A 26,075-nucleotide genomic window follows, 5' to 3' on the forward strand; every position below is an offset into this window, starting at 1 on the left:
CGCCGAAGTAATCTCGGTTGTCTGACTCACGCCCAGCGCCGGACCGCGAAGCGCGCTGCGCCGCGGGACCGCAGGGATGGGCGCCGCGGAGCCCTGGGCGAGGCCCCCGACGCGCGGCCGCGGCCGGCCTCGGGCCGCGCGAGCGATCAACCTGGGCTGTCAGCGGCGTTCACGATCCCCTCCGGCGGCGTTCGGCTGTAAGAGATCAAGAGATGTCCGCTCGCGATGGATTGCTCGAGGTCGGCGCGCTCGTGGACGGCCGGTATCAGGTGCTCGGTCACCTCGGCAGCGGTGGTCACAGCGTCGTTTACGAGGCGCGCCAGATCGTGACCACCCAGCGCGTGGCCCTCAAGCTGCTGCGGCCCGAGGCGCTGCGGCGCTCGCGCGAGTCCGGCTCGCAGGAGGCGCGCTTCGAGCGGGAGATGCAGGTCATCGCCCAGCTGAGCCACCCGAACATCGTCCGCCTCCTCGACGCCGGGCGCCTGCCCGAAGGCGAGCTCTACCTGGCCCTGGAGCACGTCGACGGCGAGACGCTGACCGCGCGCTGCCAGCGCACGCGGGGGATCGAGCCGAACGAGGCGAAGCGGCTGATGCTCCAGGTGCTCGACGCCATCGGCTTCGCCCACGAGCGCGGCGTCATCCACCGCGACCTCAAGCCGCACAACATCATGGTCACCGGCTCCGGCAAGCGGACGCACGTCAAGGTGCTCGACTTCGGCATCGCCGCGCTGATCGGCGAGGCCCGCGCCGCCGACTACCGCGCGCTCACGCCGACCGGCGAGTTCAACGGGACCCCGGCCTACATGGCCCCGGAGCAGCTCGTGCAGTCGACCCCGACCACAGCGGCGGACATCTACGCATGGGGGCTCACCTTCCTCGAGTGCCTGATCGGCGCGCCGGTGATGCACGAGGCGACGGTCGCCGAGGTCATCTTTCGCCAGCTGAGCCCCGAGCCGGTGCCCATCCCCCGCGCCCTCCGCGGCCACCCGCTCGGCGCGCTGCTCGCGCAGGCGACCGCCAAGTCGCCGGCGCACCGCTTCCGGTCCGCCCGCGACGCGTACGAGCTGCTGGAGGACTGCGACGTGTCGGCGATCCCGTGGCCGCTGCCTCGCGACGACGAGCGCGGCGGCTCGCCGGAGCAGCGGGCCATCGCGACGCGCGCGGTGCACCACGCCGCGGCGGACCAGGAGACGCAGCTCGTGCCCTCCGCGCCCGAGCCGCCGCCGGGCACGCAGCGCAGATCGCCCGAGCAGCAGCGGCAGGACGAGCGGCTCGGCGCGGCGCCGACGCTCGCCATCCCGGGCCGCGGCCTCGCGCCCGCCGAGCCGCCGGCGAGGCCGATCCGCAACGCGTCGATCCAGCTCGGCGCCGCGGAGGGCCCGGAGACGCCGCTGGCCCCGAAGCTCCCCTCCTTCCCGAGCGCCGCGCCCGGGACGCGGCCGGTGACGGTCACCGGCCGCGGCGAGCGCCGCCAGCTCACCGTGCTGGTCTGCGGGCTCGCCGGCGCCGAGCGCATCGCCGACACGGTCGACAGCGAGGCGTTCCACGAGCTCGTGCAGACGTTCCAGGCCGCGTGCGCCCAGGTGATCGGGGCGCAGGAGGGGGTGTTCCTCCGCTCGCCCGGCGAGGAGACGGTCGCCTACTTCGGTCACCCCGTGGCCAAGGAGGACGACGCCCTCCGCGCGGTGCAGGCGGCGCTCGATCTGGTCGAGCACATGTCCCGCCTGAACGCGCGGGAGATCGTGTCCGTGCCCCTGTCGGTGCAGGTCGGCGTGCACACCGGGATCGTCGTCGTGGCCGACAGCGACGCCGTGCCCTCGCTCGCCGGTCCGACCCTGAACGCCGCGACGCAGCTGAAGGCCCACGCCGAGCCGGGGACGGTGCTCGTCAGCCGCGCCACGCAGAAGCTCATCGAGGGCTATTACTACATGGACGCGCTCGGCGAGATCAGCCCGAAGGGCGCGCGCCAGCCGATCGAGATCTTCGCGGTGCAGGGGCGCACGACCGCGCGGGACCGGCTCGACGCGAGGATGCACCATGGGCTCACCCCGCTCGTCGGGCGGGACAGCGAGCTCGACGAGCTCGCGACCCGGTGGTCGCGGGCCTCGGGCGGCGCCGGGCAGGTCGTGCTGCTGACGGGCGAGGCCGGCATCGGCAAGTCGCGGAGCGTGCGCGCCTTCCGCGACCGGCTGGCCGGGACGCCGCACCTCTGGCTCGAGGCGCGCTGCTCGCCGCAGCTCCAGAACAGCGCGTTCTATCCGGTGATCGAGCTGCTCAACGCGCTGCTCGCGGGCGATCGCGATCGCGCGAGCACGCTGAGCGGCTCGACCGCGGCGCCGAGCGAGCGCGGGGCGCCCCTGGACAAGGGCGGCGACCGGCTCGAGCGGCTGGAGCAGCTGCTCGCCGAGGCGGAGGCGGGGCCGCTCGCCGTGCCGCTGCTCGCCGCGCTGCTGTCGATCCCGACCGAGGGCCGCCACCCGGCGCCGGCGCTCACCCCGCAGCGACAGCGGCAGGAGACCATCGCCTCGCTCCTCCAGCTCTTCCTCGGGCTCGCCGATCGGCAGCCGCTCGTGCTCACGGCCGAGGACCTGCACTGGGCCGATCCGTCGACCCTGGAGCTGCTCGGCCGGCTCATCGACGAGGGGCGGCCGTCGCCGCTGCTGCTGCTCCTGACCGCGCGCCCCACGTTCACGCCGCCGTGGCCGCTGCGATCGCACTTCACCCAGATCCACCTCGCGCCGCTCAGCGCCGAGCGGATGCGGGCGCTCATCCAGCAGCTGGCCGGCGCGTACGCGACGAGCGGCGCGTCGGCCATCCAGGCCCCGCTGCCCGACGAGGTGATCCGGACGCTGGCCGAGCGCAGCGACGGCGTCCCGCTGTTCGCCGAGGAGCTCACGCGCATGGTCCTCGAGTCGGCCGCCGCCAAGGCGGCCGCAGGGGAGCCGGGCGGCTCGCCGAGCGCCGCGAGCGGGTGGATGGGCGCGCTCGAGACCCCGGTCACCCTCCAGCACTCGCTGATGTCGCGCCTCGACCGCCTCGGCCCGGCGAAGGAGGTCGCGCAGCTCGGCGCGGTGTTCGGCCGCACCTTCGGCTACGAGGCGCTCGAGCTCTGCGCGGGCGGCGGCGCGGGCGGCGAGCCGCTCCTCATGGCGTCGAGCCCCGCGGTGCTGCGCGAGGCGCTCGCGCAGCTCGTCGACGCCGAGCTGCTCTTCCAGCGGGGGCGCCCCCCGCGCGCGACGTACACGTTCAAGCACGCGCTGGTGCAGGACGCGGCCTACCAGTCGCTGCTGCGCAGCACCCGGCAGGTGTACCACGCGCGCATCGCCGCCGTGCTGGCCGAGCGCTTCCCCGGGACGCCGCCCGAGCTGCTCGCGCACCACTACACCGAGGCCGCGCTGATCGGCCCCGCCGTCGCGGCCTGGCAGCGCGCCGGGGAGGCCTCGCTCATCTCGTCCGCGCACGCCGAGGCGAAGAGCCACCTCCGCCGCGGGCTCGAGCTCCTCAAGCAGCTGCCGGAGACGAAGGAGCGGGCGCGCGACGAGATCACCCTGCAGACGACGCTCGGCGTCCCGCTGATGATCACGCGCGGCTACGCCGCCCCGGAGGTCGAGGCGGCGTACGCGCGCGCGCACGCGCTCTGCCGCGAGGCGGGCTCCTCGCCGCAGCTCTTCCCCGCGCTGTGGGGGCTCTGGATCTTCTTCCACGTCCGCGGCGACTACGCGCTCGCGGAGCAGCACGGCGAGCAGCTGCTCGCGCTCGCCGAGAGCACGGGCGACCCAGGGATCTCGCTCGGCGCTCACCAGGCGCTCGGCGCGACGCGCTTCCTCCGGGGGCGCCTCGGCGAGGCGCGCGAGCACTTCAACAAGGTGCTGTCGATCTACGATCCCGCGCGTCACCTGCCGCTCGCCTTCCTCTTCGGCCACGACGCCGCGGCGTTCTCGCTGTCGCACCTCGCCTGGATCGCGTTCCACCTCGGCGAGCCGGAGCGGGGCAAGGCCTCGATCGACGAGGCGATCGCGCTGTGCGAGGAGCTGAACCAGCCCGTGAGCCGGGGCTTCGTCGAGCACTTCGCCGCGGTCCTGTGCTGCCTGCTCGGCGACGTCGCCGGCGCGGAGGCGCACGCGCGCGTGCTCAGCGAGCTCGCCGAGGAGGTGGGCATGCCCCACTGGGCGGCGCTCAGCCAGATCGATCTCGGCTGGGCGGCGGCCGCGCGCGCGGCGCAGGGGCCGGCCGGCGCGGACGCGCGGGCGCGCTACGCCGAGGGCGCCGCGCGCATCCGCGGGGGCCTGACGATGCTGATGGGCGTCGGCAGCCGCGTGTCGCTGACCTACTGGCGAGCGGCGCTCATCGACGCGGAGCTCGGCGCCGGCAACGTCGACGAGGCCAGCGCCCTGCTCGACGACACGCTCTCCTTCGTCGAGAGGAGCGACGAGCGCTACTTCGAGGCCGAGCTCTGCCGGCTCGAGGGCGAGATCGCGCTCGCGCGCCGCGCGCCGACCGCCGCGGAGGCGCGGGCGCGCGCGGAGGCCGCCTTCCGGAAGGGGCGCGAGATCGCCGCGCGGCAGGGCGCGCTCGGCCTCTTGACGCAGATCTTCGATCGCCGCGGGGCGCGGGTCGACGCGGGGGACGCGCAGGAACAGCGGTGAGGGGCGGCGCGCGCAGGGCGGCGCGGCGCGAGGGGCGGAGCTCCGGCAGGGGCGCGCCGGCGCGCGGCGCTAGAGATCGCCGTGGATCGGCGACGGCACCCGCCACTGGACGATCTCGGCGTGCTGCTCGCCGTTGAAGGGCCGCTCGAGGAGCCGGGGGCAGCACTGCCGCGAGCGGAACAGCTCGAGGATGTAGCCCATGCGCTCGCTCAGCAACGCCCAGTCCTCGGCGCCGCAGCCGGCCGTCGTCTGGTCGTGGGCGTCGTACTTGAGCAGGAGCTCGTAGAGCTCGCGATCCTCGATGGTCGCGAGCTCGGCGCAGTGCAGCGGCTGGCCGGGCGGCGCGGGGAGATCGTGGCCGAGCTCGAGGAGCTCGTCCGGCAGGCGCATGGTCATCATCTCCTTGGTCGCGATCGCGCGCCAGAACGCCTGCACCTTCTCGACCTTGTCGAGGACCATCGACTGGAGCGCCTCGGGGAGGCCGACCGTGTCGACCACGCAGCGGACGGGCGCGTTGAGCGCCCGCGCGATGTACGGCTGGAGCCGCACCTGCTCGTGCAGCCCGACGCGCGCGTTGGCGAGGAGGATGCGCTCCGCCTTCTCGTCTTTGTCCTCCGTGAGCATCGCCTCGTGGTAGTGCTCCATGGCGCTGCGGAGCAGCCCCTGCCCTCCGTCCGTGGACGGCCCCGACTGCAGCCCCTCGACCAGCGCCGCGAGCTCGTCCTTCCCCGGCCGCGGGCAGCTCCGGTAGAGCTGGATCATGCGGGCGAAGAGCGGCCCGAGCTCCTCGAACACCTTGAGGTTGCCGAGCGCGATGTCCTCGCTGAGCTCGGACAGGATGCGCTCCGGCAGCTCCATGAGCCCGAACCCCTGCCCCCACCAGGGCGCGATCAGCTCGACGGCGCTGATCCGCCACGCGCTCGCCCGCTCCGGCTCGCCCTTGCCGCGCCTCCTCAGGAGGCGCGGCACGACCGCCTCCCGCTCCTCGTCGTCCGAGAGGATCAGCCACCGGAGCACCGACGGCACCTCCTCGTTGCGGATGAACCTCCCTGCAGTCTTGGAGGCCCACGTGGCGAACGTGCACCAGTGGGCGTTGCCGCCGCCGAGCAGCTTCACGAGCTCCGCCGAGATCTCGTAGTAGCACTGGGTGATGAGCAGGTTGCGCAGCACCGGCTGATCCGAGAGCTCGATGACCGCCTGTACCCTGTCGAGCAGCGAGGCCGGCTCGGACGCCTCGGCGGGCGTCACCCTCGCGGCGATCCGCGTCGAGCGCTCCACCACGCCGCTCCGCGTCACGCGGGCCGACGGAAACGGCGACTCCGCCGTCAGGGGGAGCGGAGGCCGGAAGGCGGTGTCGTGGAAATTCGTGGCGTGATCGCTCGCTGGTATGGCGGACATCAGCGGCTTTACAGGGGTCGTCATTCTCCCGTGCTATCTCCAATTGATGCCAGATGTCCATACCTGTCCATAAGTCCATCTTGCCAATGGCAGCTGGCTCACCAGATCTCGACAGAATGCTGCTGCGGCGCTGAACGCGCGGTTCCCCTTTGCGTCGCGTCAAGCACGCGGCGCAGCAACGCGACGGCGCGCGGCGATCACCGCTGTCACGGCGATGTTGCGGGCGGCGCAGCGGAGGCGGGGACGTCCGTCGCGAGCGGGCTCGCGCCGCGTACGCCGGGGCCGCCGCGGGGCCACGTCGTGATGCTCACCCGGTGCTCGCGGCCGAAGGTCCGCGCGACCACGGCGCGCACGTCGGCCGGCTCGACCTCCTCGAGCGCGCGCAGGAGCCGCGGCAGGCTGCCCGGATCGAGCGCGGCGCGCAGGCGCAGATCCGTGATCGGCCGCGGGGACGCGGGGGGCGGCGCGGAGGCGGCGCGGCGCGCGAGCTCCTTCTCCAGCTCGATCTTGAGCAGCGCCTTGGCGAGGGCGAGCTCCTTCCAGGTCGGCCCGGACGTCGCGAGCGCCGCGAGCTCGGCGTCGAGGCGCTGCTCCAGCTCGGCGGCGCTGCGCGACGGGGCGGGCGTGAGCTCCACCGCCGCCACGCTCGCCTGCGCGCCGAGCGACAGCCGGCCGGTCACCTCGGACGCGAGCTGCCCCTCGGTCACGAGCGCCTTCGCGAGCCGCGCGACGCGCGGGCCGGTGAGGATCTCCATCGCCACGCGGAGCGGCGCCTCGTCCGCGCCCCCCTCCTGCGGCGCGATCCAGCCGTAGAGCAGCCGCGGCGACGGCACCGCGTCCTCGAGGACGATCCGCTCCTCGCGCGGGTGCGGCCCGATCGGCCGCTCCGGCTCGGCGACGACGCGCTGGAGCGAGCGCGCGAGCGCCCGCTCGACCGCCGCGCGCGAGACGTCGCCGGAGAGCGCGATCGTCGCCTGGGCCGCGGCGCGCTCGCGCCGGAGCGACTCGGTGAGCAGGAGCTCGCTGGCCGCGCCCGCGTCGGCGCGCGCCCCGAGCAGCGTGCCCTCGAGCGGGTGGCCCGCGGGGAACAGCGCCTCCCCGAGCGCGAGCCACGACGGGCCGTACGGCGCCAGCTCGAGCGCGCGCCGCGAGGCCGCGCTGGCCTGCCTCCGGAGCTCGGCCACGCGCCCCGCGCTCGCCTCGTCGAGCAGCATCCGGAGCCGCGCCGCGACCAGATCGACGCCGATCTCGAGATCCCGCGGCGGGACGGTGATCGCGACGCGCGCCTCGCTGGCGAGCGCCGGCCCCGCCGCCCCGGCGTCGCCCGCGGACCGCGCCGGCACCGCGACGGACGCGCTGATCGAGACGAGCGGCGCCGCGGGGTCCTCACGGAGGTCGACCGCGATGCCGTTCGGGAGCCGGAAGCGCTGCACCTGCTCCAGGCCGAGCCCGGCGAGCAGGCCGATCTGCTTCTCGATCGCCGCCTCTCGGCCCTTGAGGGCGCGCCGCGCGCCCGGGCCCTCGACGGCGTCGAACGGCGACGCCGGGGCGAGGCGGCCGCTCCGGAGGCCGAGCGGATCGTCCTCGAACGCGGGGCGGAAGCCGACGCCGCCGCCGATCATCACGATCGGGAGCTTGGCCTCCAGCGCCTCCGGGTTGCCGAGGAGCGGCATCGGCGCCGGCGCCTGGCCGGGCGGGGTGAAGAGCGGGAGCCGGTTCCGGCCGAGCGACACGGGGCGGGGCGGCAGCGACCCGTCGCGCAGCGCGAGCTCGCCGCCCGCGCTGCGCGGCGGCAGCGCGCCGGCCAGGCCGTCGCCCTCGTCCTCGTCGAGCTCCTCGTGGTCGAGGTACGCCGGGAAGAGCGCCATCGCGCGCGCGACGCGGTCGGCGGGCAGCGCGATCAGGTGATCGGCGCGGCCCGGCGGGACGCGGTCGCGCAGGAGCTCGGGGTTGTGCTCGCGCAGCGCGGCCGTGGAGATGCCCGCGGCGCGCGCGATGGTGCGGAGCCGCGTCCCCGGCGGCACCGCGACCTCGCCGAGGTCGAGCGGCGCGACCGGCGCGACGTCGGGCAGGTCGAGCCCGAAGCGCGCGCGGTTCCCCGCGACGATCGCGAACGCCACGATCTGCGGCACGTAGTCCGCGGTCTCCTTGGGGACGGCGCCGGCCTGCGCGAGCTCGGCGAGCCCGATGGGCCCGCGCGCCTCGGGATCGCGCGCCGCCGCGACCTTCGCGAGCGCGCGGAGGACGCCCTCGTGGCCGAAGTTGTACGCCGCGAGCGCGAGATCCCAGCGGCCGAAGCGCTCGTAGAGGTCGCGCAGGTGCGCGGTCGCGGCGTCCGTGGCGCGCGTGAGGCTCATGCGCGCGTCGATCCACTCGGACTGCTCCAGGCCGTAGGCCTCGCCGGTCCTCGGCATGAACTGCCAGAGCCCCGCCGCGCCGGCCGGCGAGACCGCCCGCGGATCGAAGCCGCTCTCGACCGCCGCGACCCAGAGGAGGTCCTCCGGGAGGCCCGCCTCGCGGAGCGCGCGCTCGATGATCTCGCGGTAGGCGCCGGCGCGCCGGAAGCGGCGCTGGAACACGGCGCGCCCCTCCTCCGACTGGGCGAAGAAGCGGACGAACCGCATCGTGCGGCGCGTGAGCGGGACGTCGAGATCCGGCATCGCCAGCGTGGACAGCGTCGCCCCGTCGGGGTCCTCGAGATCCTCGTCCGCCGCGGGCTGGAACTCGCGCACGAGGAGCGCCGTGACGGCGGGCGGCGCGTCGTCGACCGGCGCCGGCGGAGGGCACGCGAGCGCCGGCGCGACGTCGGTCGGCGCCCGCGCGCGCGCGGGATCGAGCAGGCCGGGATCGCGGAAGGCGCGGTACGCCGCCGAACAGGACGCGCGCAGCGAGGGCGCCTGGCCGACGGCCGCGCCCGCCATGCAGATCAGCGCGCCGAGCCCGGTCCACAGAGCGGCTCGCCGTGCCCAGCTCATCAACGCCGATCTTGCTCCGAAACCGCCCGCCGGCGCTACGGCAAAGCGCGGAGACCGCGGCGGCGCGCCTCCCAGCCCGACTTCCCGCAGTGGCGCTAGCAACCTGCGCCCGGGCGAGCTAGCAAGCGTCGGCGATGCGTTCGTCCCACGCCGCTCCCCCTGCAGAGAAGGCCTCTCGGCTCGGCGAGGTGCTCGATTTCATGAAACTCCTGTGGGCGGTCGATCACGGCCTGCAGTCGACGTCGAAGCGCATGGAGGCGAAGATGGGCGTGACGGGCCCACAGCGGCTCGTCATCCGCATCGTCGGGCGCTACCCCGGGATCTCCGCGGGGCAGCTCGCCGAGATCATGCAGCTGCACCCGAGCACCCTCACGGGCGTCCTCAAGCGGCTGCAGGAGCGCGGCATCATCGAGCGCCGGGCCGACCCGAAGGACGGCCGCCGCGCGCTCCTCGGCCTCACCCCGCGCGGGCGCGAGCTCGACAGCCTCCGCACCGGGACGGTGGAGGCGGCCGTGCGGCAGGCCCTCAAGGCGATGCCGCGACGCAAGCTCGAGGCCGCGCAGGATGTGCTCGCGGCCGTCGCCGGGGCGCTGCAACCGCAGCCGGCCGACGAGTAGCGTCGCCGGCCGGATCGGCGCGCGCGGCGCGCGTTCCAACCGGGGCAGCGCCGATCGGCGCGCGCCTGGCCGGCGCGGCGGCCGCGCGGCGCAGGCGCCGCGGCGCGCGGGAGCGAACGGCGGTTCGCGCCCGGGAGCGCGGCGCGATCTGCGCGAACGCGCGGCTCCGCCGCGACCGGCCGACCCCGCGGACATCGAACGGAGGAGCAGCGGTCGTCCCGCACGGCAACCCGCCTCCCGCCGCCCCGAGGCGGCGGGAGCCGCCGCGCGGACCCGCGAGCCGGGGCCTTTTCGGTGCGGCCTCCGCCCGGCGCGCGCCGCGCCGAGGGCCTCTCATCACCACGACGGGGGAACAATGAAGCACTGGGTTCATGGCGCGATCAGCGCGGCGATCATCGCCGCGGCGTGGGGCTGCGGCTCCGGCGGACGAGGCGGCAGAGCCGACACGGGAGGCGGCGGAGGCACGGGCGGCGAAGGCACGGGGGGCAGCGGCGCAGCGACGGGCGGCGGGGGACCGGGAGCCACGCCGCGGCCTGCACGATCACGTCGCGAGGCCTGGAGGTGAGCAGCGGCCGCGGGACCACGCCCGCGATCGCGGCGACCGGGTCGGGGTACGCCGTCGCCTGGCAGGACCGCGGGGCCGACGAGGGCGACATCCACCTCGCGGTGATCGACGCGGACGGCAACAAGCTGCGGGAAGAGGCGATCGCGGCGGGCCCCGGCGTCTCGAGCCACCCGAGCGTCACGCGCGACGGAGAGGGCCTGCTCGTCGTCTGGCAGGACCAGGACGGCACGGGCAGCGTCGTGCGCGGCCGCCGCGCGACGCTGGAGGGCGTCCCCGAGGGCGCCGCCTTCGACCTGGTCGAGAGCGGCGCGGCCGAGTCGTGGCCCATCGCCGCCACGGGCCGGAGCGGGATCGTCGTCGCCTGGATGGACGCGGGCTGCTCGCTGATCAGCTCCCTCGACCGCGGCGCGCTGGGCAGCGCGACGCCGCTGGACCAGGCGAAGTTCCCCGCGGTCGCGACCGACGGCGAGCGGACGGCGCTCGCCTGGAGCCAGGGCGACACGCTCTTCTTCGCCCGGCCGCGCCAGGGGAGCGCGCCGCTCGACCGGATCGCGCACCCGGGCGTCGACGCGAAGCTGACGCGCGTCGCGCTCGGCGGGGACGACGCCTTCGTCGTCTGGGAGGACACCCGCGCCGGCGCCGAGCAGATCCGCGCGATCCGGATCTCCGCGCAGGACGAGGTGTCCCGCGAGGCCGTCGTCTCCCCGGGCGACGGCAGCGCGAACTGGCCGGCGCTCGCGTGGACCGGGCGCCACCTGGCCGTCGCGTACTACCAGTTCCGCGACGGCCCCGCGGGCGTCTTCGTGGCGCTGCTGAACCGCGATCTCTCGCCCGCGGGCGCCGAGCTCAAGGCGAGCGGCGACGCGCCCGCCCGGTACCCGGCGCTGGCCTGGACCGGCCGGGAGCTCGGCATCGCCTACGCGGAGCCGGACCAGGGCATCCGCCTCTCGCGCGCCAGCTGCAAGTAGCCGCGCCGCGCCCGCTCGCCCCTCCTCGCCGCGCCGCCGCGCCGCCGCGCCGCCGCCGACCGAATACCGGCCGCCCCCGGCGGCGGCGCGATCGGGCCGCCCGCGGTGGCGCAGGACGGCCGCCCGCGCCGGCCCGGATCGAACCCTGCAACCGCCCCCGGGGTGGCCGTTCTCCCCTGCGCCCTTGCGATCCTAATCTGCACAGCCGTGCTCGGCGCCTACGCCGTGCGCGTCGCGCGTCACGGCCGGCCCGCGATGCCGCGGCTCGGCGCCTCTCCGGGGAGCGCGCTGCTCCCCGGCCCGGTCGTCGAGGCCTTCTACTGGTCGTTCCACGCCCCCGCGCGCGCGCTCGTGCGCCTCCGCGTCTCGCCGGACACCCTCACCTACCTCTCGCTCGCCCTGTCGCTCGCCTGCGCGCCGCTGCTCGCGGTCGGCCGCTTCCGCGCCGGCGCCGTGCTGCTCATCGCCGGCGCCGTCCTCGACGCGCTCGACGGCATGGTGGCGCGCGAGGGCGGCAAGGCGTCGCGCGCCGGCGCCGTGCTCGACTCCTGCCTCGACCGCGTGTCCGACGCCGCGCCCCTCATCGGCCTCGCCGTCTTCTACCGCCATCACGCCCTCGCGCTCGCGATCCCGCTCGTCGCCATGGTCGCCTCGTCGCTCGTGAGCTACGCGCGCGCCAAGGCCGACGTCTACCGGATCGCGCTGCCGAGCGGGTTGATGCGCCGGCACGAGCGGCTCGCCTACCTCGTCGCCGCGCTCGTCTTCGGCCCGGCCGTGCCGGCCTCGCCGCTCACCGGCGCGCTCCCCTTCCCGATCACGCTCGCCTGCGTCGCCCTCGTCGCGGTCGTCGGGCTCGCCGCCGGCCTGCGGCTCGTGCAGCGGACGCGCGCCGCCCTCGCGGCCGCCGACGCGGCGCCGCCGCCAGGGCCGCGGGCGACCGCGCGCCCCGAGGGAGAGCGCCGGCGCCTGCTCGGCGACGGCAAGGCCACGAGCGCGCCGCTCTGATCATGCTCAGGCGCGCGCGCGCCCGCTGGGGCCCCCGCTTCTGGCTGCCGTCGCTGCCGTGGCTCGCCTACGTCGCCCTCCTCGCGCCGCGCGGCGCCGCGCGCTGGGACCACCTCGCCGTGGCCGCCCTCGCCGCGGCGAGCGTCTGCGCGGGCGAGCGCTCGCGCCGGTTCTTCCTGAACGCCCTGCCCTTCTTCCTGCTGTTCCTCGCGTACGACGGCATGAAGCAGCTCGACGGCGGGCTCGCCGCGCCGGACCACGTCCTCGGCTGCGAGCTGCGCGCGGCCGAGCTCGCGCTCTTCGGCGTGGAGATCGGCGGCCGCCGGCTCACGCCGGGCGAGCTGCTCGCCCGGCTGGAGCGGCCCGCGCTCGACCTGCTCTGCGCCCTCCCGTACGGCGGCTACGTGCTCGTGATGGTGGGGCACTGGCTCCACCTCTACCGGAGCGAGGCCCTCGCGGCGCGGAGGTTCGCCTGGCTCGCGTTCGCCACGCACCTCTTCGGCCTCGCCACGTACCGCCTCCTGCCGGCCGCGCCGCCCTGGTACGTCGAGGCCCACGGGTGCGCGATCGATCCGGCCGCTCACAGCTCCCCCGCCGCGCTCGCGCGCGTCGACGCGATGCTCGGGATCACCTACTTCCGCGACCTGTACAGCCGCGGCGCGACCGTCTACGGCGCGCTGCCGTCGCTCCACGTCACGTACCCGCTCTACGGGCTGCTCGCGACCTTCCGCCGGGCGAGCGCGCCGTCGCTCGCCCTCCAGCTCGCCTACGCCGCGCTCATGCTGTTCGCGGCGCTCTACCTCGCCCACCACTGGCTCATCGACGCCCTGCTCGGCTACGCCTACGTCGCGCTCGCGTGGGCGCTCGTCCTCCGGGCCTTCCCCGACCGGGGCGGCTCGGATCAGGCGGGCTGCGCCTTGCCGCCGCTCGCCGAGACGTCGGGCTCCCAGAGGATCTCGGGCGTGCCGAGGAGCGCGGACGCCCAGCGGCTCCAGACGAAGAGCGCGTCGCTCAGGCGGTTCAGGTAGCCGACCGCCAGCGGATCGGCCTGGCCCGCCTGCCCGAGGCGCACGCAGCAGCGCTCGGCCCGGCGGCACACCGTCCGCGCCAGGTGGAGGTCCGTGTTGAGCCGCGAGCCGCCCGGGAGGACGAACGAGCGCAGCGGCGCCAGATCGGCCTGGCAGCGGTCCATCTCGGCCTCGAGGAGCGCGATCTCCGCCTGCGTCACGCGGGGCTGCTTCGGGTGCACGTCCTCGGGGAGCGTCGCGAGGATCGAGCCGAGGTTGAAGAGCTCGTGCTGAACGCGCAGCAGCGCGCGCCCGAGGTCGTGGAGCCGCACGACGCTCGCGGCGGGCGCGCCCGGCAGCAGCTCCATCAGCGTCTGCCGCGCGGCCCCGACCAGCGCGTTGAGCTCGTCGACCGTGCCGTAGGTCTCGATCCGCGCGTCGTCCTTCGGGACGAGCTGCCCGCCCACGAGCCGCGTCAGCCCGCCGTCGCCCTGCCGGGTGTAGACGCGGTTGATCGTGATCTTCGGCGCGCTGAAGACGCGCCCGCTGCTGTCCTCGGCCCCCGCCCGGGGAGCTCCCGTCCCGCGCGTATCGTCGTCGCTCACGGGATTTCACGTAGGGCGAGCGCCTGCGAGGGTCAAGGAACAGCGCCGGAGGGGCGGCATTGACGATCCTCGGCGCGGAGTGGAACAGTCCTGTCCCTATGCGCTCCCCCGGGCCGCCGCTCCGCCGTTCGCTCCCCCTCGTCCTCCTGCTCGCCGCGCTCCCCGTCGCGTCCGGCTGCGCCGCCGAGGCCGCCCCGCGCCCCGCGCCGCAGCCCGCCGTCACGGCCGAGATGGCGCGCATCGCCGAGAGCCAGCGGCTCTACGACGAGGCGAGCCGCGCGCTGTCCGACAAGCGGTACGAGGACGCCCGCGCCCTGCTCGACAAGGCGAGCGGCCTCGGCGTCGACTCGCACCGCTACCAGATCGGCGAGCTGCGCGAGAAGCTCGACCGGCGCGAGGCGAAGGTCCGGGCCAGCGAGGCCGCCGAGCTGCTCGATCGGCAGGACTGCGAGGGCGCCTTCGCCACGCTGTCGTCCCGGATGGACGCGCTGAAGAGCGAGGCGTTCGCGCACGAGGCCCGGAGGCTCGTGGCCTCGCAGGCCGCGGCGTGCGCGAGCGGGAAGATCGACGCGGCGACCACCGCGGGGAAGTTCGCGGAGGCGCGCGCGTTCATCGCGGCGGCGCCGACGAGGGCCGTCCTGGGCGACGAGGCCGCGGATCGGCTCGCGGCGGAGCTCGACGACACGATCACCGAGGCGCTCTACGGGCAGCTCGAGGCCGACATCACCGCCGGCCGCTGGGCGGGCGTCGTCGAGAAGATCGACGCCGCCGTCAAGCGGGGCGACGCCTCCGAGGAGCAGGCGCGCACGGTGCTCGCGCGCGCCCGCGGCGCCGCGACGCCGCGGCTGACGGAGCTCGCCGGCAAGGCGGTCGGCGCGCGGGACGCGGCCGCCACGCTGGCGCTGCTCGACGCGACCATCGCGCTCCTGCGCTGGGAGGCGCCCGCGCCAGAGACGGCCGACCTGCCCGGGAGCAACGCGCTGCCCGAGGCGCTCGCGCGGAAGCGCTCGGCCCTCGCGGCGTGGGTCGAGGCGATGCAGGTCCGGATGAAGCCGATGAAGAAGCCCGAGAAGCGCTGGTCGCACGGCACGATCGCGGTCGCGCCCGCCTCGGACAGCGACGGCGAGCCGAAGCGCAGCCTCCCGCCCTCGACCCCCGTCTGGATCCTCGGCCAGACCAAGGATCGCGCCCTGGTGACCGCGGTCGAGCCCGCCACGGCCGCGCTCACGGCGGCGCTCGAGCTCGCGATCGGGTGGGCGCCGCTGCCGCGCCTCGCCCGGGAGCCGACCGCCGACTGGCTCCCGCCGAACGATCAGCTGAAGGGCGAGCGCGTGTGGGGCCCGCTCCGGGAGAAGCAGCCGACCCTCGAGCTCGGCGTGGTGAGCGACGTCGAGGGCGCCGACATCGTCGTCCGGCGGCTCGCGGACGACGTGGAGATCAAGGTCCAGCGCAAGCAGCTCCGCAGCGGGCGCCTCGCCCCGGGCACGAAGGTCCTCGCCCTCTGCAAGTCGGAGAACGAGCCTGCGACGATCGTCGACGTCCCGCCCGCGGGCCGCGTCGCGCGCATCGAGTGCGAGGGGGGCGCGCAGAAGGAAGAGCCGCTCGCGTCGCTCCGATCGAGGCCCGACCTCCTGCCTCGAAGCCGCTAGGATGCCTCTCGGCCAGCAGAAAACCCGCCTCCGTCCGTCCGTCGTTGACTCGTAGCGCCGCGCACCTAAGTCTCCCTATCTCTGAGGAGCCCCGATGCCTACGACCTATAGCGACCTCATCTCCGACGTCCGCAAGTCCATCCGCGAGCTCTCGCTGAGCGAGCTCAAGCGCCGCCTCGACGAAAAGGTCCCGATGGTGCTCCTGGATGTGCGCGAGAAGGAGGAGTACCGCGCCGGCTTCATCCCGGGCGCGATCTCGATCCCGCGCGCCTTCCTGGAGATGCAAGTGGAGCAGAAGCTGCCGGACAAGTCGGCGCACATCGTGGCCTATTGCGCCGGCGGCACGCGCTCGGCGCTCGCCGCGAAGACGCTCCAGGAGCTCGGCTACACCAACGTGGAGAGCGCCAACCCGGGCTTCGTCCGCTGGAAGGACCTGAGCTACCCGGTCGAGCTGCCGCCCAACCTCACGGAGGCGCAGCGGGATCGGTACTCGCGCCACCTGCTCCTGCCCGAGGTCGGCGAGGCGGGTCAGGCCAAGCTGCTCGCCGCCAAGGTCCTCCTCCTCGGCGCCGGCGGCCTCGGCAGCCCGGCCGCCCTGTACCTGGCCGCCGCCGGCGTGGGGACGCTCGGCCTCGTCGACGCCGACGTCGTCGACAACTCGAACCTCCAGCGGCAGATCCTCCACGCGACCTCGCGGGTGGGCATGCCCAAGGTCGACAGCGCCGAGGCCGCGATCCGCGACCTGAACCCCGACGTGAAGGTCGTGAAGTTCCAGGAGCGCGTCGACAGCTCCAACGTCGACCGCATCTTCGACCAGTTCGACATCATCGTCGACGGATGCGACAACTTCCCGACCCGCTACCTCGTGAACGACGCCTCGGTCTTCAAGAAGAAGCCGGTCGTCCACGGGTCGATCTTCCGCTTCGAGGGCCAGGTGACGACGTTCATGCCCGGCGTCGGCCCCTGCTACCGGTGCCTCTACCCCGAGCCGCCGCCCCCGCACCTCGCGCCGAGCTGCCAGGAGGCGGGCGTGCTCGGGATCCTCCCCGGCACCATCGGCATGATCCAGGCGACCGAGGCGGTGAAGCTGATCCTCGGCCAGGGGACGCCGCTCATCGGCCGGCTCCTCACCTACGACTCGCTGCGGATGAAGTTCGGCGAGCTCAAGCTGCGCCGCGACAAGAGCTGCCCGGCGTGCGGCGAGTCGCCGACCATCACCAGCTACATCGACTACGAAGGCTTCTGCCTCCTCGGCTGATCGCCGCGCGGCGGCGCGGCGATCAGGCGCCCGCGCCGCCCACCGAGCCCCACCGCCCACCGACCCGCGCCGCCCGGCGCGGCCTCCGCGACGTCACGACGGGTACTGGAGCACGGTGGTCTTCTCGGGCCGCTCGATGCGCTCCACGCGGCTCGTCACGACCTGCCGCTCCTGCCCGTCGGGGTCCACCTGCGTGAAGTAGATGGGGGAGCCGACGCGCGCGTTGTGCGGCTCCGGGATCACGACGCCGTTCGGGTTGATCCGCACCGCGCCCTGGAGCTTCAGGTGCAGCGCGAGGTGCGACGTCCTGAACTTCCGCGCCGCCCGGTCGCGCACGGCGACGCAGACCTCGTCGCGGACGTGGTACTCCGTGTTGCGGGTGATGAAGACGCGGTGCCTGCGGCGCTCGTTGCCCGTGTAGCTCATGGTCGCTCGTCGCTCCTTCGCGCCCTTCGGCGCGGCGCGCATCGTGGCAAGGCGCGCCGCGCGTGGCCAAGTTCGTCGCCGACGCGCGGCCCCCTGCGTCCCGCACGAAAGCGGGTGCCTCCGCAACTTTGTGCGGATCTCAGCGCGCTTTTGGGAAGTCGCGGCCAGCGATGCCACGATCGCGATCGGAATGTCTCGCAGCGAGCGTCTCCCCGGTCCCGGTCTGGCGAAGGTCAAACGACCTCCGCTCCTCCAGCGGCGTCACGTCGAGCTCGTGGCCTGCTCGGCGGGGCGCCTCCACGCCCTGTTCGACGGCGCCGACGTGGTGAGCGAGGGGGGTACGCGCAGCGAGGGGGGCGCGCTCGTGTACTACGGGTCGACCAGCCTGCTCGTCGCGCTTCCGTCGGACGCGCCGCTCGCGGCGCCGCTCGACCGGGCGCTCGCCCTCGACCCCCACCTCCGGCTGCGGGCGCTCCGCGTCGCGCAGCGCGAGGCGGCCGCGCGGGCGGGCGGCCCGCTCGGGCCGATGCACGCCGAGATCCGCTGCGGGCTCGCGCCGCGCGCGGCGGCGGTCTCGTTCGCGCTGACCGTGGACGTCACGGCGCGCGTGCTGGTCACCACGGACAGGACGGCGCGCGCGTGAACGTCGATCGAAGCAAAAATGCACCCCGAGCGCCGCGGCGATCGCTCGCGCCCTCCGCCGCGCGCGCTCTTGACGCGCGTGCCCACGTGAAGAACGGGAGCGCTCCGGCTCGAGGCGGAGTAGGCTCCACACGGCGCGCTCTGCTTCTGTCGATCCTCGGCGCGGAGCCCGCGACGCTGCGATGAGCAAGAAGGACCGTTCCGCCTCCGGCGATTCCGACAAGGTGATCCACGTCGTGTTCGGCCCTGGTGGGGGGCGCGTATCCGAGCCCCCGCCCGCCCCGCGGACCGGCGAGCCGGAGGCGCCGCAGCCTGCCCCGGGCGCGCGCGAGCCGGTCACCGACATGTTCACCGGCACGGAGGTCGCGCGGCTGCTCGGCATCTCGCCCGGGCGGCTGCGCTCGCTCGATCGCGCCGGCATCGCGCCGCCGAGCGGCCGCCGGCGCGGGCGGCGCGCGTACACCTTCTCGGATCTGATCGCCCTCCGCGCCGCGCGCGATCTCATCGCGCGCAAGGTGCGGCTGCGCGACGTCGCGCGAGCGATCGACAACATCCGCGCCGCGCTGCCCAAGGTGACGCGCCCGCTCGCCGAGCTCCGCGTCGCCTTCGACGGCAAGGCGGTCGTGGTCCGGAGCGCGTCGGGCGCGTTCGAGCCGCTCACCGGGCAGATGGTGCTCGACTTCGAGGTGAAGGAGCTGCGCGACGATGTCGTGCGCGTGCTCCGCCCGCGGGTCGGCAGGGATCGCGCGCGCACGGCCTACGAGCTCTACATGCAGGCCAGCCAGCTCGACGAGGATCCGGCGACGATGGACGAGGCGGAGGCGCTCTACCGCCGCGCGCTCGAGATCGACCCCTGGCTGGCGATCGCGTACACGAACCTCGGCAACATCTGCTTCCGGCGCAACGCCGAGGAGCAGGCCGAGGCGCTCTACCTGAAGGCGCTCGAGCTCGACGCGGCGCAGCCCGAGGCGCAGTACAACCTCGGCTACGTGATGCTGGAGCGCGGCCGGGCGGCCGAGGCGATCCGGTATTTCCGCGGCGCGATCGAGAGCGACCCGCGCTTCGCGGACGCCTATTACAACCTCGCGATGGCGTACGAGCAGATCGGCGATCCGACGAAGGCGCGCCCGTGCTGGCGCCGGTACCTGGAGATCGAGCCGACCGGCACGTGGGCCGAGATCGCGCGCCGGCACCTCTGATCCGCGCGCCGCGGGTTGGATCGGCCGGGCCTCTTTTCCGGCATACTGCGGGCGGCATGGACCAGCAGGGCGCACCGGTCGGCGCGGCGAACCACCCCCCTGGCGGCTATCCGCCGGGTGGAGCGCCTCCGGGCGGCCACGGCCCTCCGCCGGGCGGCTACGGCTCGTCGGGCGGCTACGGTGCTCCGCCGGGCGGCTACGGCCCGCCCGGCGGCCACGGTCCTCCCGGCGGCCACGGTCCTCCCGGCGGCCACGGTCCTCCCGGCGGCCACGGCCCTCCGGGTGGCTACGGCCCCCGTCCCGGCTACGGTCCTCCGCAGGCGTTCGGCCCCGGTCCGGGCGGCTTCGGCGGCGCGCCGGTCGGGCCTCCGCCGCGACGGTCGAACCTCGCGCTGATCCTCGGCATCGGCTGCGGGGCCGTCTTCCTGCTCTGCATCCTCGCGGGCGCGGTGGTCATCTACTTCTCCACGGGCGTCGCCGACCGCGAGATCGCCGGGCTCCCCGAGCCGCTGCCCACGGCGCCCGTCGCCGATCGCCCCGCCGACGCGGCCGCGGAGCGAGGCGTGCTCCGCGCCGAGATCCGCGATCTCCGCAGCTTCCCAGCGCGCGCCGGGAAGCTCCTGCATTTCGTCGGCGAGATCCACAACACCGGCACGGTGCCCATCGGCTCCCCGAGCGCGAAGATCACGCTCTACGGCGCCGGCGACGTCGCCCTCCTGAGCGGCGACTGCGCGACCCAGGTGCGCCTCTTGCCGCCGGGCGAGAAGGTCCCGTGCGCGTTCGCCACCCAGCGCCCCCCCGGGCTCGCCACGTTCAAGGCCGAGGTCACCCCCGCGCCCGCCACGCTCCGGGGGAAGCTGGCCAAGCTCAGCATCGCGGACACGAAATTCACGCCGACGCGCGGGCAGAGCCCGTACCAGGTGGCGGGCAGGATCACGAACGAGTCCGCCTTCGCGGCCCGGTCCGTGCTCGCGATCGTCTCGCTCTACGGCGCCGACGGCAAGATCGTCAGCGTCGGTCAGATCCCCGTGGCGGGCGGCGATCTCCCCCCGTCGGCGAGCGGCGAGTTCGCGGCGAGCATCGTGGATGTCGCCGACGCGCCCGCGACGTGGCAGGTGTTGGCGGTCGGATACAGCGAGTGAGCGCCGGTGCATGCAGCGGCGCGCTCGCTCTCCAACTTACGGAGAGGTGAACGAGATGAGCGACGTGGGATCGGCCCGACGGGCCAAGGACGAGCTCAAGGCCAAGATCGGCGGCGAGCCGTGGTGTGTCGGCGTCGGGGTCGAGCGAGAGGACGGGGTCGGCTTCATCGTCCGCGTGAGCGTCCGGTCCGGAGGGGCCGAGGCAGCGCGCGCGGCCATCCCGGCGCGGATCGGCGGCGTGCTGATCAAGGTGATCGAGAACGACCCCTGAGCACGGCCGATCCGCGCTCGCCGAAGTATCGCCTGGCCGCGCAAACCGTGTAAGCTGCGCGCCTCGTGAACGAGCGCAACCTCTCCCGCCGACTTTCCACGAGCATCGTCGATGCGCTGAAGGCTCACGGGCACATCCTCGTGGCCAGGGGCGGCGCGACCGCGCTCGCGCGCGAGCTCGAGGACAAGATGTCCGCGGACATCGCGGCCATCGCGCCCCGGCTCGAGCCGTGGGCCCTCGTCGACGGGGAGGTCACGACCACGTTCGGCACCGACGAGATCGACGACCAGGTCGAGGAGCTCGTCGCGAGCCTGACGAGCACGCTCATGGATTCGGAGCACGTCGAGGACATCTTCACCGAGGACAACGTGATCAAGCGCGACGTCTTCCGGGTGATGCGCGACGCGCTGCTCGGCCCGCGGCCCGAGCTCGGCCTCGAGGACGACGGCCCGGTGCAGGTGCGGCTGGACACGCTCGGGTACGTCGCCTCGACGGTCGGCAAGCGCGCGCCGGTGGAGGTGCTGCGCGAGTCGCTGGCGCGCGCGGCCCAGAGCGCCGGCGGCAAGCTGACGTCGTACGATGCCGAGCTCCGCGAGGCGACGTTCTCGCTGGGGAGCAGCGACCCGGACGCCCGGCTCGAGATCGAGGAGGCCGTGGCCGACGAGCTCTCCGATCTGGTCGAGGCGAAGGTGGTGACGCTCCCGATGCTGGAGCGCCGCTTCGAGCTGCAGCGCAAGATCGACCCTGGCGCGCGCGCCGGCCTGCGCCAGCGGATCGACGCCGTCGCCTCGAGGATGCTGCGCGAGGGCGGCTGCGCCGCGTCGTGGGAGCTCGCGGGCGACCGTGTCCTCCGGCTCAAGCTCACCCCGCTGTCCGAGCAGGACGCGCTCGAGGTCGACAGCCACATGACGGAGCTCACGCGCGACATCGCCGCCCTGCTCGGCGAGCCGCTCGGCGCGCCCGGCGCGGCGAGCAAGCCGGCCGCCGCCCCGCAGCGCGGCGAAGCCCCGGCGTCGCGGCGCCGCGAGCCTGCGCCGCAGCCGGTGCGCGCGGACGGCGGCCTCGAGGGGGACGGCCTCGAGGAGGACGACGATCTCGAGGACGAGGACCTCGAGGACGAGGACGAGGACCTCGAGGACGAGGGGGACGACGACGATCTCGACGACGAGGACCTCGGCGACGAGGAGCTCGACGACGAGGGCGAGGACCTCGAGGACGAGGGCGAGGAGATCGAGGACGAGGCGCCGTCCAAGAAGCTCGTCGCGCGCGGGAAGCCCCACAAGCCGGCCGAACCGGCGTCCGAGCGGCCCCCGGCGAGCAAGCCCAAGGCCGCGGCGGCGCGGGGCGCGAAGAAGGCGCCGGCGAAGAAGGCGGCCGCCGCGACGAAGAAGGCGCCCGCTTCGGCGGAGCGGTCGGCGACGGGGAAGACCGCGGCGACCGCCGTCAAGAAGGCGGCGAAGGCCCCTGCCGCCAAGAAGGCCTCGCCCGCCCCCGCGAAGAAGGCGGCGAAGGCGCCGGCGAAGAAGGCGGCGGCGAAGAAGCGCTGATCGCCCTCAGCGGGACTGGTTCCGGTAGACCAGGATCACCGGCACGCCGTCGAGCCCGGCGATGTGATCCGGGCTCGTGGTCCCGAACGCGACCCACGCCTGGTACGCCTGCCCGAGCATGTGCTTCTCGTGGTGGTAGAGGGCGAAGTCCGCGCCCGCGACCGCCCCCACGCCGCGGATGTCCTTTCGAAGGCGCCCGTCGCGCAGCAGCATGTCCCACGCCTGGCCGGCGGTGTCGTGGATGTACACCGTCCCCCGGGGCGGGACGTGCTCGTTGAGGTAGTCCACGACCGCGCCCGTGGTGTAGCCCCAGAAGGTGCGGTTCAGCCCGAGGCTCGCCGCGCCGGGCGCGCCGCCGACCAGCGGCGTGTACGCCGAGAGCGCCCACGGGTGCGCGTGCAGCGTCTCGGCGACGGGCGCCGCGACCACCGCCGCCCCGAGCAGCGCCGGGACCAGCGGCCCGCGCGCGGCGGCGCCGGCGACCGCGCGCGGCGCGCCGGGGACGCGCCGGGCGACGAGCAGCGCGCGGAGGGCGACGCGCGCGCGCCTCACCGCGGCGGAGAACGCGGCGCCGGCGAACAGGGCGATGAACGGGTAGGCCGTCATCCAGTGCTTCGTGCCGCCGAAGATCGGCGTGCTCGGCGAGAGCCATGCGCCGTAGACGGCGGCGATGGCGAGGAACCAGAGCAGCGCCGTGCCGCCGGCGTCGGGCGGCGGCGGGCGGAGGCGCGCGGCGAGCGCGCGGGCGGCGGCGGCGAGCCTCCCGCGCTCCGGCGCGAGCCGCGCCGCGGCCCGCGCGAGCGGGTACACGAGGCGCTCGCGCGCGGCCGCGCAGAGCCCCGCGACGAAGAGGCAGAGCGTCACGGCGGGCACGGTCGCCGCCGTCATCAGGGGCGCGTAGGCCCTCGGCATCGGCGGCGTCCAGTGGTTTTGGCCGAGGAACTCCATGTTGTAGTACTCGTGGTTCAGGTGGAACGACGCGTACTCGCGCAGGCGCGCGAGCGTGTCGCGCCAGATCCACGGCCAGAGCGCGTAGAAGACGAGCGGGCCGATCGTCGCCATCGCGGCGAGCGCGGCGACCGAGCGCGGGGCTCCTCGCGGCGGCGCCGGCTCGGCCGCGGGGGCGTCCTCCGGCGCGGCCCCCGCCGCCTCCGGGCGCGCGACGATCCGCTCCCGGAGCTCCAGCGCGACGGCGTGCGCGACGCAGACGATCGGCAAAAACCACGAGTTGTGCTTCGTGTCGAGCGCGAGGCCGAAGGTGATGCCGGTGAGCACGGGCCAGAGCGCGCCGCCGTCCCGCAGCGAGCGCCAGTACGCGTAGGCGCACGCGGCCCAGACGGTCACGATCGGCGCGTCGAAGCACGCGAGGTGCGCGTGGTAGAAGTACCGCGGCAGCATCGCGAAGAGCACGGCCGCGGACGCGCCGGCGAGCCGGTCACGCGCCTGCGTTCCCCAGAGGTACACGAGCGCGACCCCGGCGCCCGAGAGCGCCATCGCCGGGAAGCGGTAGCTCGTGCCTTCCATGGCGAAGAGCCCGAGCCGCTTCTGCAGGAGCAGGTTCGACAGCGCGAAGAGCGACTTGATGAGGCCGGGGTGCTCGTGGTTCACCGACCAGGCGGCGTCGACGACCTCCGGGCGGAGCGCGGCGCGCGGCGCCTCGAGGAGCGCCTGGAACCACGCGCCGTAGCGGTTCGCGGCGAAGAAATAGAACCCCTCGTCGCGCGCGTAGCCGAGATCGCCCGCGGTCGCGAGCAGCAGGGCGACGTACGCCGCCGCGAGCGCGATCGCGATCAGCCCGTCGGCGGGCGCGAGGGGCGCCGTTCGCTTCATCGGGTGTCCGCCTCGAAGCAGTAGTGGCGGTGCGTGTAATCCGGGGAACTCACGGCGAACTCCACCTCGGCCTTCGCCGCGCCCGCGTGGGCGGCGAGCGGGAACTCGAACGCCGCCCACCCGTCGCCGTCGTGGTGCGTCGCCTCGCCCACGGTCTCGCCGTTCACGCGCACGGACAGGGTGACCGGCGCGCCCCGCCGCTCCCGCTCGATGATCCAGTACATGCCCGCGTGCCCCCGGATCACCGAGCCGAGCGGGACGTCGCGGAAGCGCGTGACGATCTCGCCGTCGCTGGGCGGGTGCGACCAGATGCACCGGCGCGGGCGGAACTCCTCGTCGGCGATCACCGTCACCCCCACGTTGAAGAACGGGCCGCCGGGGCACTCGAAGCGCTCGGCGGGGAACGTCGGGTGGCCGCCGAGGCCGCCGGCGGCGATCCGCGCGCGCGGGTTCCAGCGGCACGCGGCCGGCGGATCGGTGACGCGCGCGTCCGCCGACGCGGGCGCGACGTGATCGACGAAGTCGTAGACGACGCGCGCGGGCGACGGGTTCACGAGGCGCCGGAGCACGAAGCCGCCGTGCTCCTGCCGCGCCTCCTCGCGGAAGCCCGCGAGCTCCTCGGCGCGCTGCCCGAGGACGCTGATCTCCACGGCGGCCGCGTACCGGCTCTCGTCGGGCCGCGCGGCGTCGCGCAGGGGCATCAGCGCGTCGCCGAACGCGCGGCGCGCCGCCGGATCGGCCCACGCGGGCGCCACGACCACGAGGTCGCCGGGCTGCCTCATCGCCTCGAGGGGCGCCTTCACCTCGCGCCAGTCGTCGAAGCCCGGCGCGCGCCGGCTGACGTAGACGTGCGCCGCGAGCTCGCCGAGGCCGAGCGCGGGGAGGCCGACGAGCGCGAGCAGGCCGAGGGCGCGGCGCCGCCCGCGCGCGCGCGCCGGTCTGCCCGAGGGCGGGGTCGTCGGTTGCGGTTGCGCCGAGGTCATGGGGCTCTCCAGGCGAGCCGTGGGTTCCTATCGGCCGTCGCCACCGGGCTACAGGCCGGGGCCTCTCAGGATTTGCTGCTCGACGTCCTGGGCGATGACGATGTCGCGGAAGCCCCCCTTGAGCCGCCCGAGCGCGAGGAGAAATCCGTTCCAGTCTTCCTCGGCGACGTGGGCGCCGAGCTCCATCATCGGATACATCAGCTGCTCCCGCGCCGCGTGCCAGCCGTACTCCTGGATGCACGAGAGGCGCGCATGCGCCACCTCCCACCTCGCGGCCGCCGCCCCGCCGGCCTCGAGGAGGTCGGCGGCTCGAAACAATACATCCGAGTCGATCTCGTCCAGAAGGTCCAGCACGCGTCGCGTCCACATGCGCGCCGGGGCTCCGCTGGCGAGCACGCGGCGCACCAGGCTCGCGTACGTCATGGCCCTGCGGCCGTCCGCGGCCCCCGCGAACGTGGCGAGCGTCAAGGAACGGCGCTGCGCGGTGGTGTCCGGCGCGCTGTCCAGCGCATGGTAAGCGGCGACGGCCCGGGTCACGTTGTCCAGCCGCTCCGCGTCGGGCACGTCGTCACTGTCGTAGGCGCGTAGGACGAGGCGCTCGTGGGTCTCGAGGTCGGCCATGTACGCCACCTGGGAAAACTCGTCCTGGTGCTCCTGGATGCCCGGGCGAGCGAGGAACATCGGCAGATCCTTGCGATGCAGGTATTTGCAGGTCGTCTGTTCCGGCCGATCGATGACCGAGCCCCACGTCAAGCAGAAGCCTGCGCCCGGGCCCAGCGTGAGCCCCTGGGCCGGGTTGTGGATGCAGTTGCGGCACGAGAACAGCTCGGTGCTCATACCTTCACAAAGTAGTGCCTTACGTGAGGCCGCGCCCACTCCGAGAGCTCTTTGCGGGCGATCCGGGAGACATCGAAGCTCCAGTGGACGAGCGCCTCCCGGCGCTTGACCGCGCGCGGGAGCGCCCGGGCCGCGAGCTCGCGGGCAGCCGGATCGGGCGCGGACCTGAGCTCCTCCCGCAGGGTGCCGACCAGGGCGTCGTGGGAGACGACGCCGTGCCCGTCGTCGTAGATCTTGGGCTCCAGCAGCTGCCAGAGCTGAGGCCCGAAGTCGACGATGGTGGCCGGGTCGAGGCTCAGCGACGTGAACCGCGTGCGCTTGCCGCGCGCATGGACGATGTGCTCCGCGTAGGTCGACTCGTCGGCGAGGTTCGGCGGCGTGATGCCGTCGGCCTGGTCGCGGCGGTAGTAGGGCGTCACGGGCTCCTCACGTCACGCGAGTATTCGTAGGCTTCCGCTCGACCGTCAAGGACAGGGCTTCGCCGCTGGCGCTCCGCCCGGCATCT

19 protein-coding genes and 1 pseudogene are annotated in these 26,075 nt (G+C 74.7%); 12 read left to right on the plus strand and 8 right to left on the minus strand.

The window, feature by feature from the left end:
* Positions 1-212 precede the first annotated feature (212 nt).
* Positions 213-4,646: a protein kinase domain-containing protein gene (locus tag NQZ70_RS23850; RefSeq protein WP_129576252.1), complete on the plus strand. Its 4,434-nt coding sequence runs from the start codon at positions 213-215 to the stop codon at positions 4,644-4,646.
* Positions 4,647-4,715: 69 nt separating this feature from the next.
* Here NQZ70_RS23850 and NQZ70_RS23855 read toward each other — a convergent pair whose 3' ends face one another.
* Positions 4,716-6,068, minus strand: a complete 1,353-nt coding sequence (locus NQZ70_RS23855; protein ID WP_237245556.1) for a hypothetical protein — start codon at positions 6,066-6,068, stop codon at positions 4,716-4,718.
* 182 nt (positions 6,069-6,250) lie between these two features.
* Entirely contained in the window at positions 6,251-9,019 is a 2,769-nt protein-coding gene (locus NQZ70_RS23860) for a transglycosylase SLT domain-containing protein (RefSeq protein WP_129576253.1), read from the minus strand.
* A 134-nt stretch (positions 9,020-9,153) separates the two neighbouring features.
* On the opposite strand from NQZ70_RS23860, the gene NQZ70_RS23865 reads away from it, so the two are divergent.
* The 4 genes and pseudogenes from NQZ70_RS23865 to NQZ70_RS23880 form a co-directional block, all read left to right on the plus strand.
* Entirely contained in the window at positions 9,154-9,636 is a 483-nt protein-coding gene (locus NQZ70_RS23865) for a MarR family winged helix-turn-helix transcriptional regulator (protein ID WP_129576254.1), read from the plus strand.
* Between the two features lie 561 nt (positions 9,637-10,197).
* The gene (locus NQZ70_RS23870) at positions 10,198-11,169 is read left to right on the plus strand and encodes a hypothetical protein (RefSeq protein ID WP_272829060.1); all 972 of its coding nucleotides are present in this window, start codon (positions 10,198-10,200) and stop codon (positions 11,167-11,169) included.
* A gap of 207 nt (positions 11,170-11,376) precedes the next feature.
* The gene (locus NQZ70_RS23875; RefSeq protein WP_129576256.1) at positions 11,377-12,174 is read left to right on the plus strand and encodes a CDP-alcohol phosphatidyltransferase family protein; all 798 of its coding nucleotides are present in this window, start codon (positions 11,377-11,379) and stop codon (positions 12,172-12,174) included.
* A 221-nt stretch (positions 12,175-12,395) separates the two neighbouring features.
* Positions 12,396-13,028: pseudogene (locus NQZ70_RS23880) on the plus strand (phosphatase PAP2 family protein); the annotation flags it as partial.
* Between the two features lie 47 nt (positions 13,029-13,075).
* On the opposite strand, the gene NQZ70_RS23885 reads toward NQZ70_RS23880, so the two are convergent.
* A complete protein-coding gene (locus NQZ70_RS23885) occupies positions 13,076-13,786 on the minus strand; it encodes a cob(I)yrinic acid a,c-diamide adenosyltransferase (RefSeq protein ID WP_129576258.1) in 711 nt (236 codons plus the stop codon).
* Between the two features lie 98 nt (positions 13,787-13,884).
* On the opposite strand from NQZ70_RS23885, the gene NQZ70_RS23890 reads away from it, so the two are divergent.
* Positions 13,885-15,435, plus strand: a complete 1,551-nt coding sequence (locus tag NQZ70_RS23890; protein ID WP_129576259.1) for a hypothetical protein — start codon at positions 13,885-13,887, stop codon at positions 15,433-15,435.
* 94 nt (positions 15,436-15,529) lie between these two features.
* Positions 15,530-16,693 carry a molybdopterin-synthase adenylyltransferase MoeB gene (moeB, locus tag NQZ70_RS23895; RefSeq protein ID WP_129576260.1) on the plus strand — a complete coding sequence of 388 codons (1,164 nt, stop codon included), beginning with the start codon at positions 15,530-15,532 and terminating at the stop codon, positions 16,691-16,693.
* A 93-nt stretch (positions 16,694-16,786) separates the two neighbouring features.
* On the opposite strand, the gene NQZ70_RS23900 is transcribed toward moeB, so the two are convergent.
* The gene (locus tag NQZ70_RS23900; protein ID WP_237245557.1) at positions 16,787-17,119 is read right to left on the minus strand and encodes a hypothetical protein; all 333 of its coding nucleotides are present in this window, start codon (positions 17,117-17,119) and stop codon (positions 16,787-16,789) included.
* Positions 17,120-17,309: 190 nt separating this feature from the next.
* On the opposite strand from NQZ70_RS23900, the gene NQZ70_RS23905 reads away from it, so the two are divergent.
* From NQZ70_RS23905 to NQZ70_RS23925, 5 genes are all read left to right on the plus strand, one after another.
* A complete protein-coding gene (locus NQZ70_RS23905; protein ID WP_129576262.1) occupies positions 17,310-17,762 on the plus strand; it encodes a hypothetical protein in 453 nt (150 codons plus the stop codon).
* A 181-nt stretch (positions 17,763-17,943) separates the two neighbouring features.
* The gene (locus NQZ70_RS23910) at positions 17,944-18,960 is read left to right on the plus strand and encodes a tetratricopeptide repeat protein (protein ID WP_129576263.1); all 1,017 of its coding nucleotides are present in this window, start codon (positions 17,944-17,946) and stop codon (positions 18,958-18,960) included.
* Positions 18,961-19,016: 56 nt separating this feature from the next.
* Complete coding sequence (locus NQZ70_RS23915; RefSeq protein ID WP_165374123.1) at positions 19,017-20,102, plus strand: hypothetical protein; 1,086 nt, start codon at positions 19,017-19,019, stop codon at positions 20,100-20,102.
* 55 nt (positions 20,103-20,157) lie between these two features.
* On the plus strand, positions 20,158-20,373 hold the full coding sequence (locus tag NQZ70_RS23920) for a hypothetical protein (protein ID WP_129576264.1): 216 nt from the start codon (positions 20,158-20,160) through the stop codon (positions 20,371-20,373).
* 65 nt (positions 20,374-20,438) lie between these two features.
* A complete protein-coding gene (locus NQZ70_RS23925) occupies positions 20,439-21,920 on the plus strand; it encodes a hypothetical protein (protein ID WP_129576265.1) in 1,482 nt (493 codons plus the stop codon).
* A 6-nt stretch (positions 21,921-21,926) separates the two neighbouring features.
* Here NQZ70_RS23925 and NQZ70_RS23930 read toward each other — a convergent pair whose 3' ends face one another.
* The 4 genes from NQZ70_RS23930 to NQZ70_RS23945 are packed head-to-tail and all read right to left on the minus strand — an operon-like array spanning position 21,927 to position 25,989.
* Positions 21,927-23,750, minus strand: coding sequence for a glycosyltransferase family 39 protein (locus tag NQZ70_RS23930; protein WP_272829063.1), 1,824 nt, complete (start codon positions 23,748-23,750; stop codon positions 21,927-21,929).
* Positions 23,747-24,733 (minus strand): hypothetical protein, encoded by a 987-nt coding sequence (locus NQZ70_RS23935; protein WP_129576266.1) that lies wholly within the window; start codon positions 24,731-24,733, stop codon positions 23,747-23,749. The genes NQZ70_RS23930 and NQZ70_RS23935 overlap by 4 nt, the downstream gene beginning before the upstream one ends.
* 48 nt (positions 24,734-24,781) lie before the next feature.
* The gene (locus NQZ70_RS23940; protein WP_129576267.1) at positions 24,782-25,570 is read right to left on the minus strand and encodes a hypothetical protein; all 789 of its coding nucleotides are present in this window, start codon (positions 25,568-25,570) and stop codon (positions 24,782-24,784) included.
* The gene (locus NQZ70_RS23945) at positions 25,567-25,989 is read right to left on the minus strand and encodes a hypothetical protein (protein WP_129576268.1); all 423 of its coding nucleotides are present in this window, start codon (positions 25,987-25,989) and stop codon (positions 25,567-25,569) included. The genes NQZ70_RS23940 and NQZ70_RS23945 overlap by 4 nt, the downstream gene beginning before the upstream one ends.
* Positions 25,990-26,075 lie beyond the last annotated feature (86 nt).

The organism is Sorangium sp. So ce836 (assembly GCF_028553905.1).
Taxonomy (GTDB): Bacteria; Myxococcota_A; Polyangia; order Polyangiales; family Polyangiaceae; genus Sorangium; species Sorangium cellulosum_D.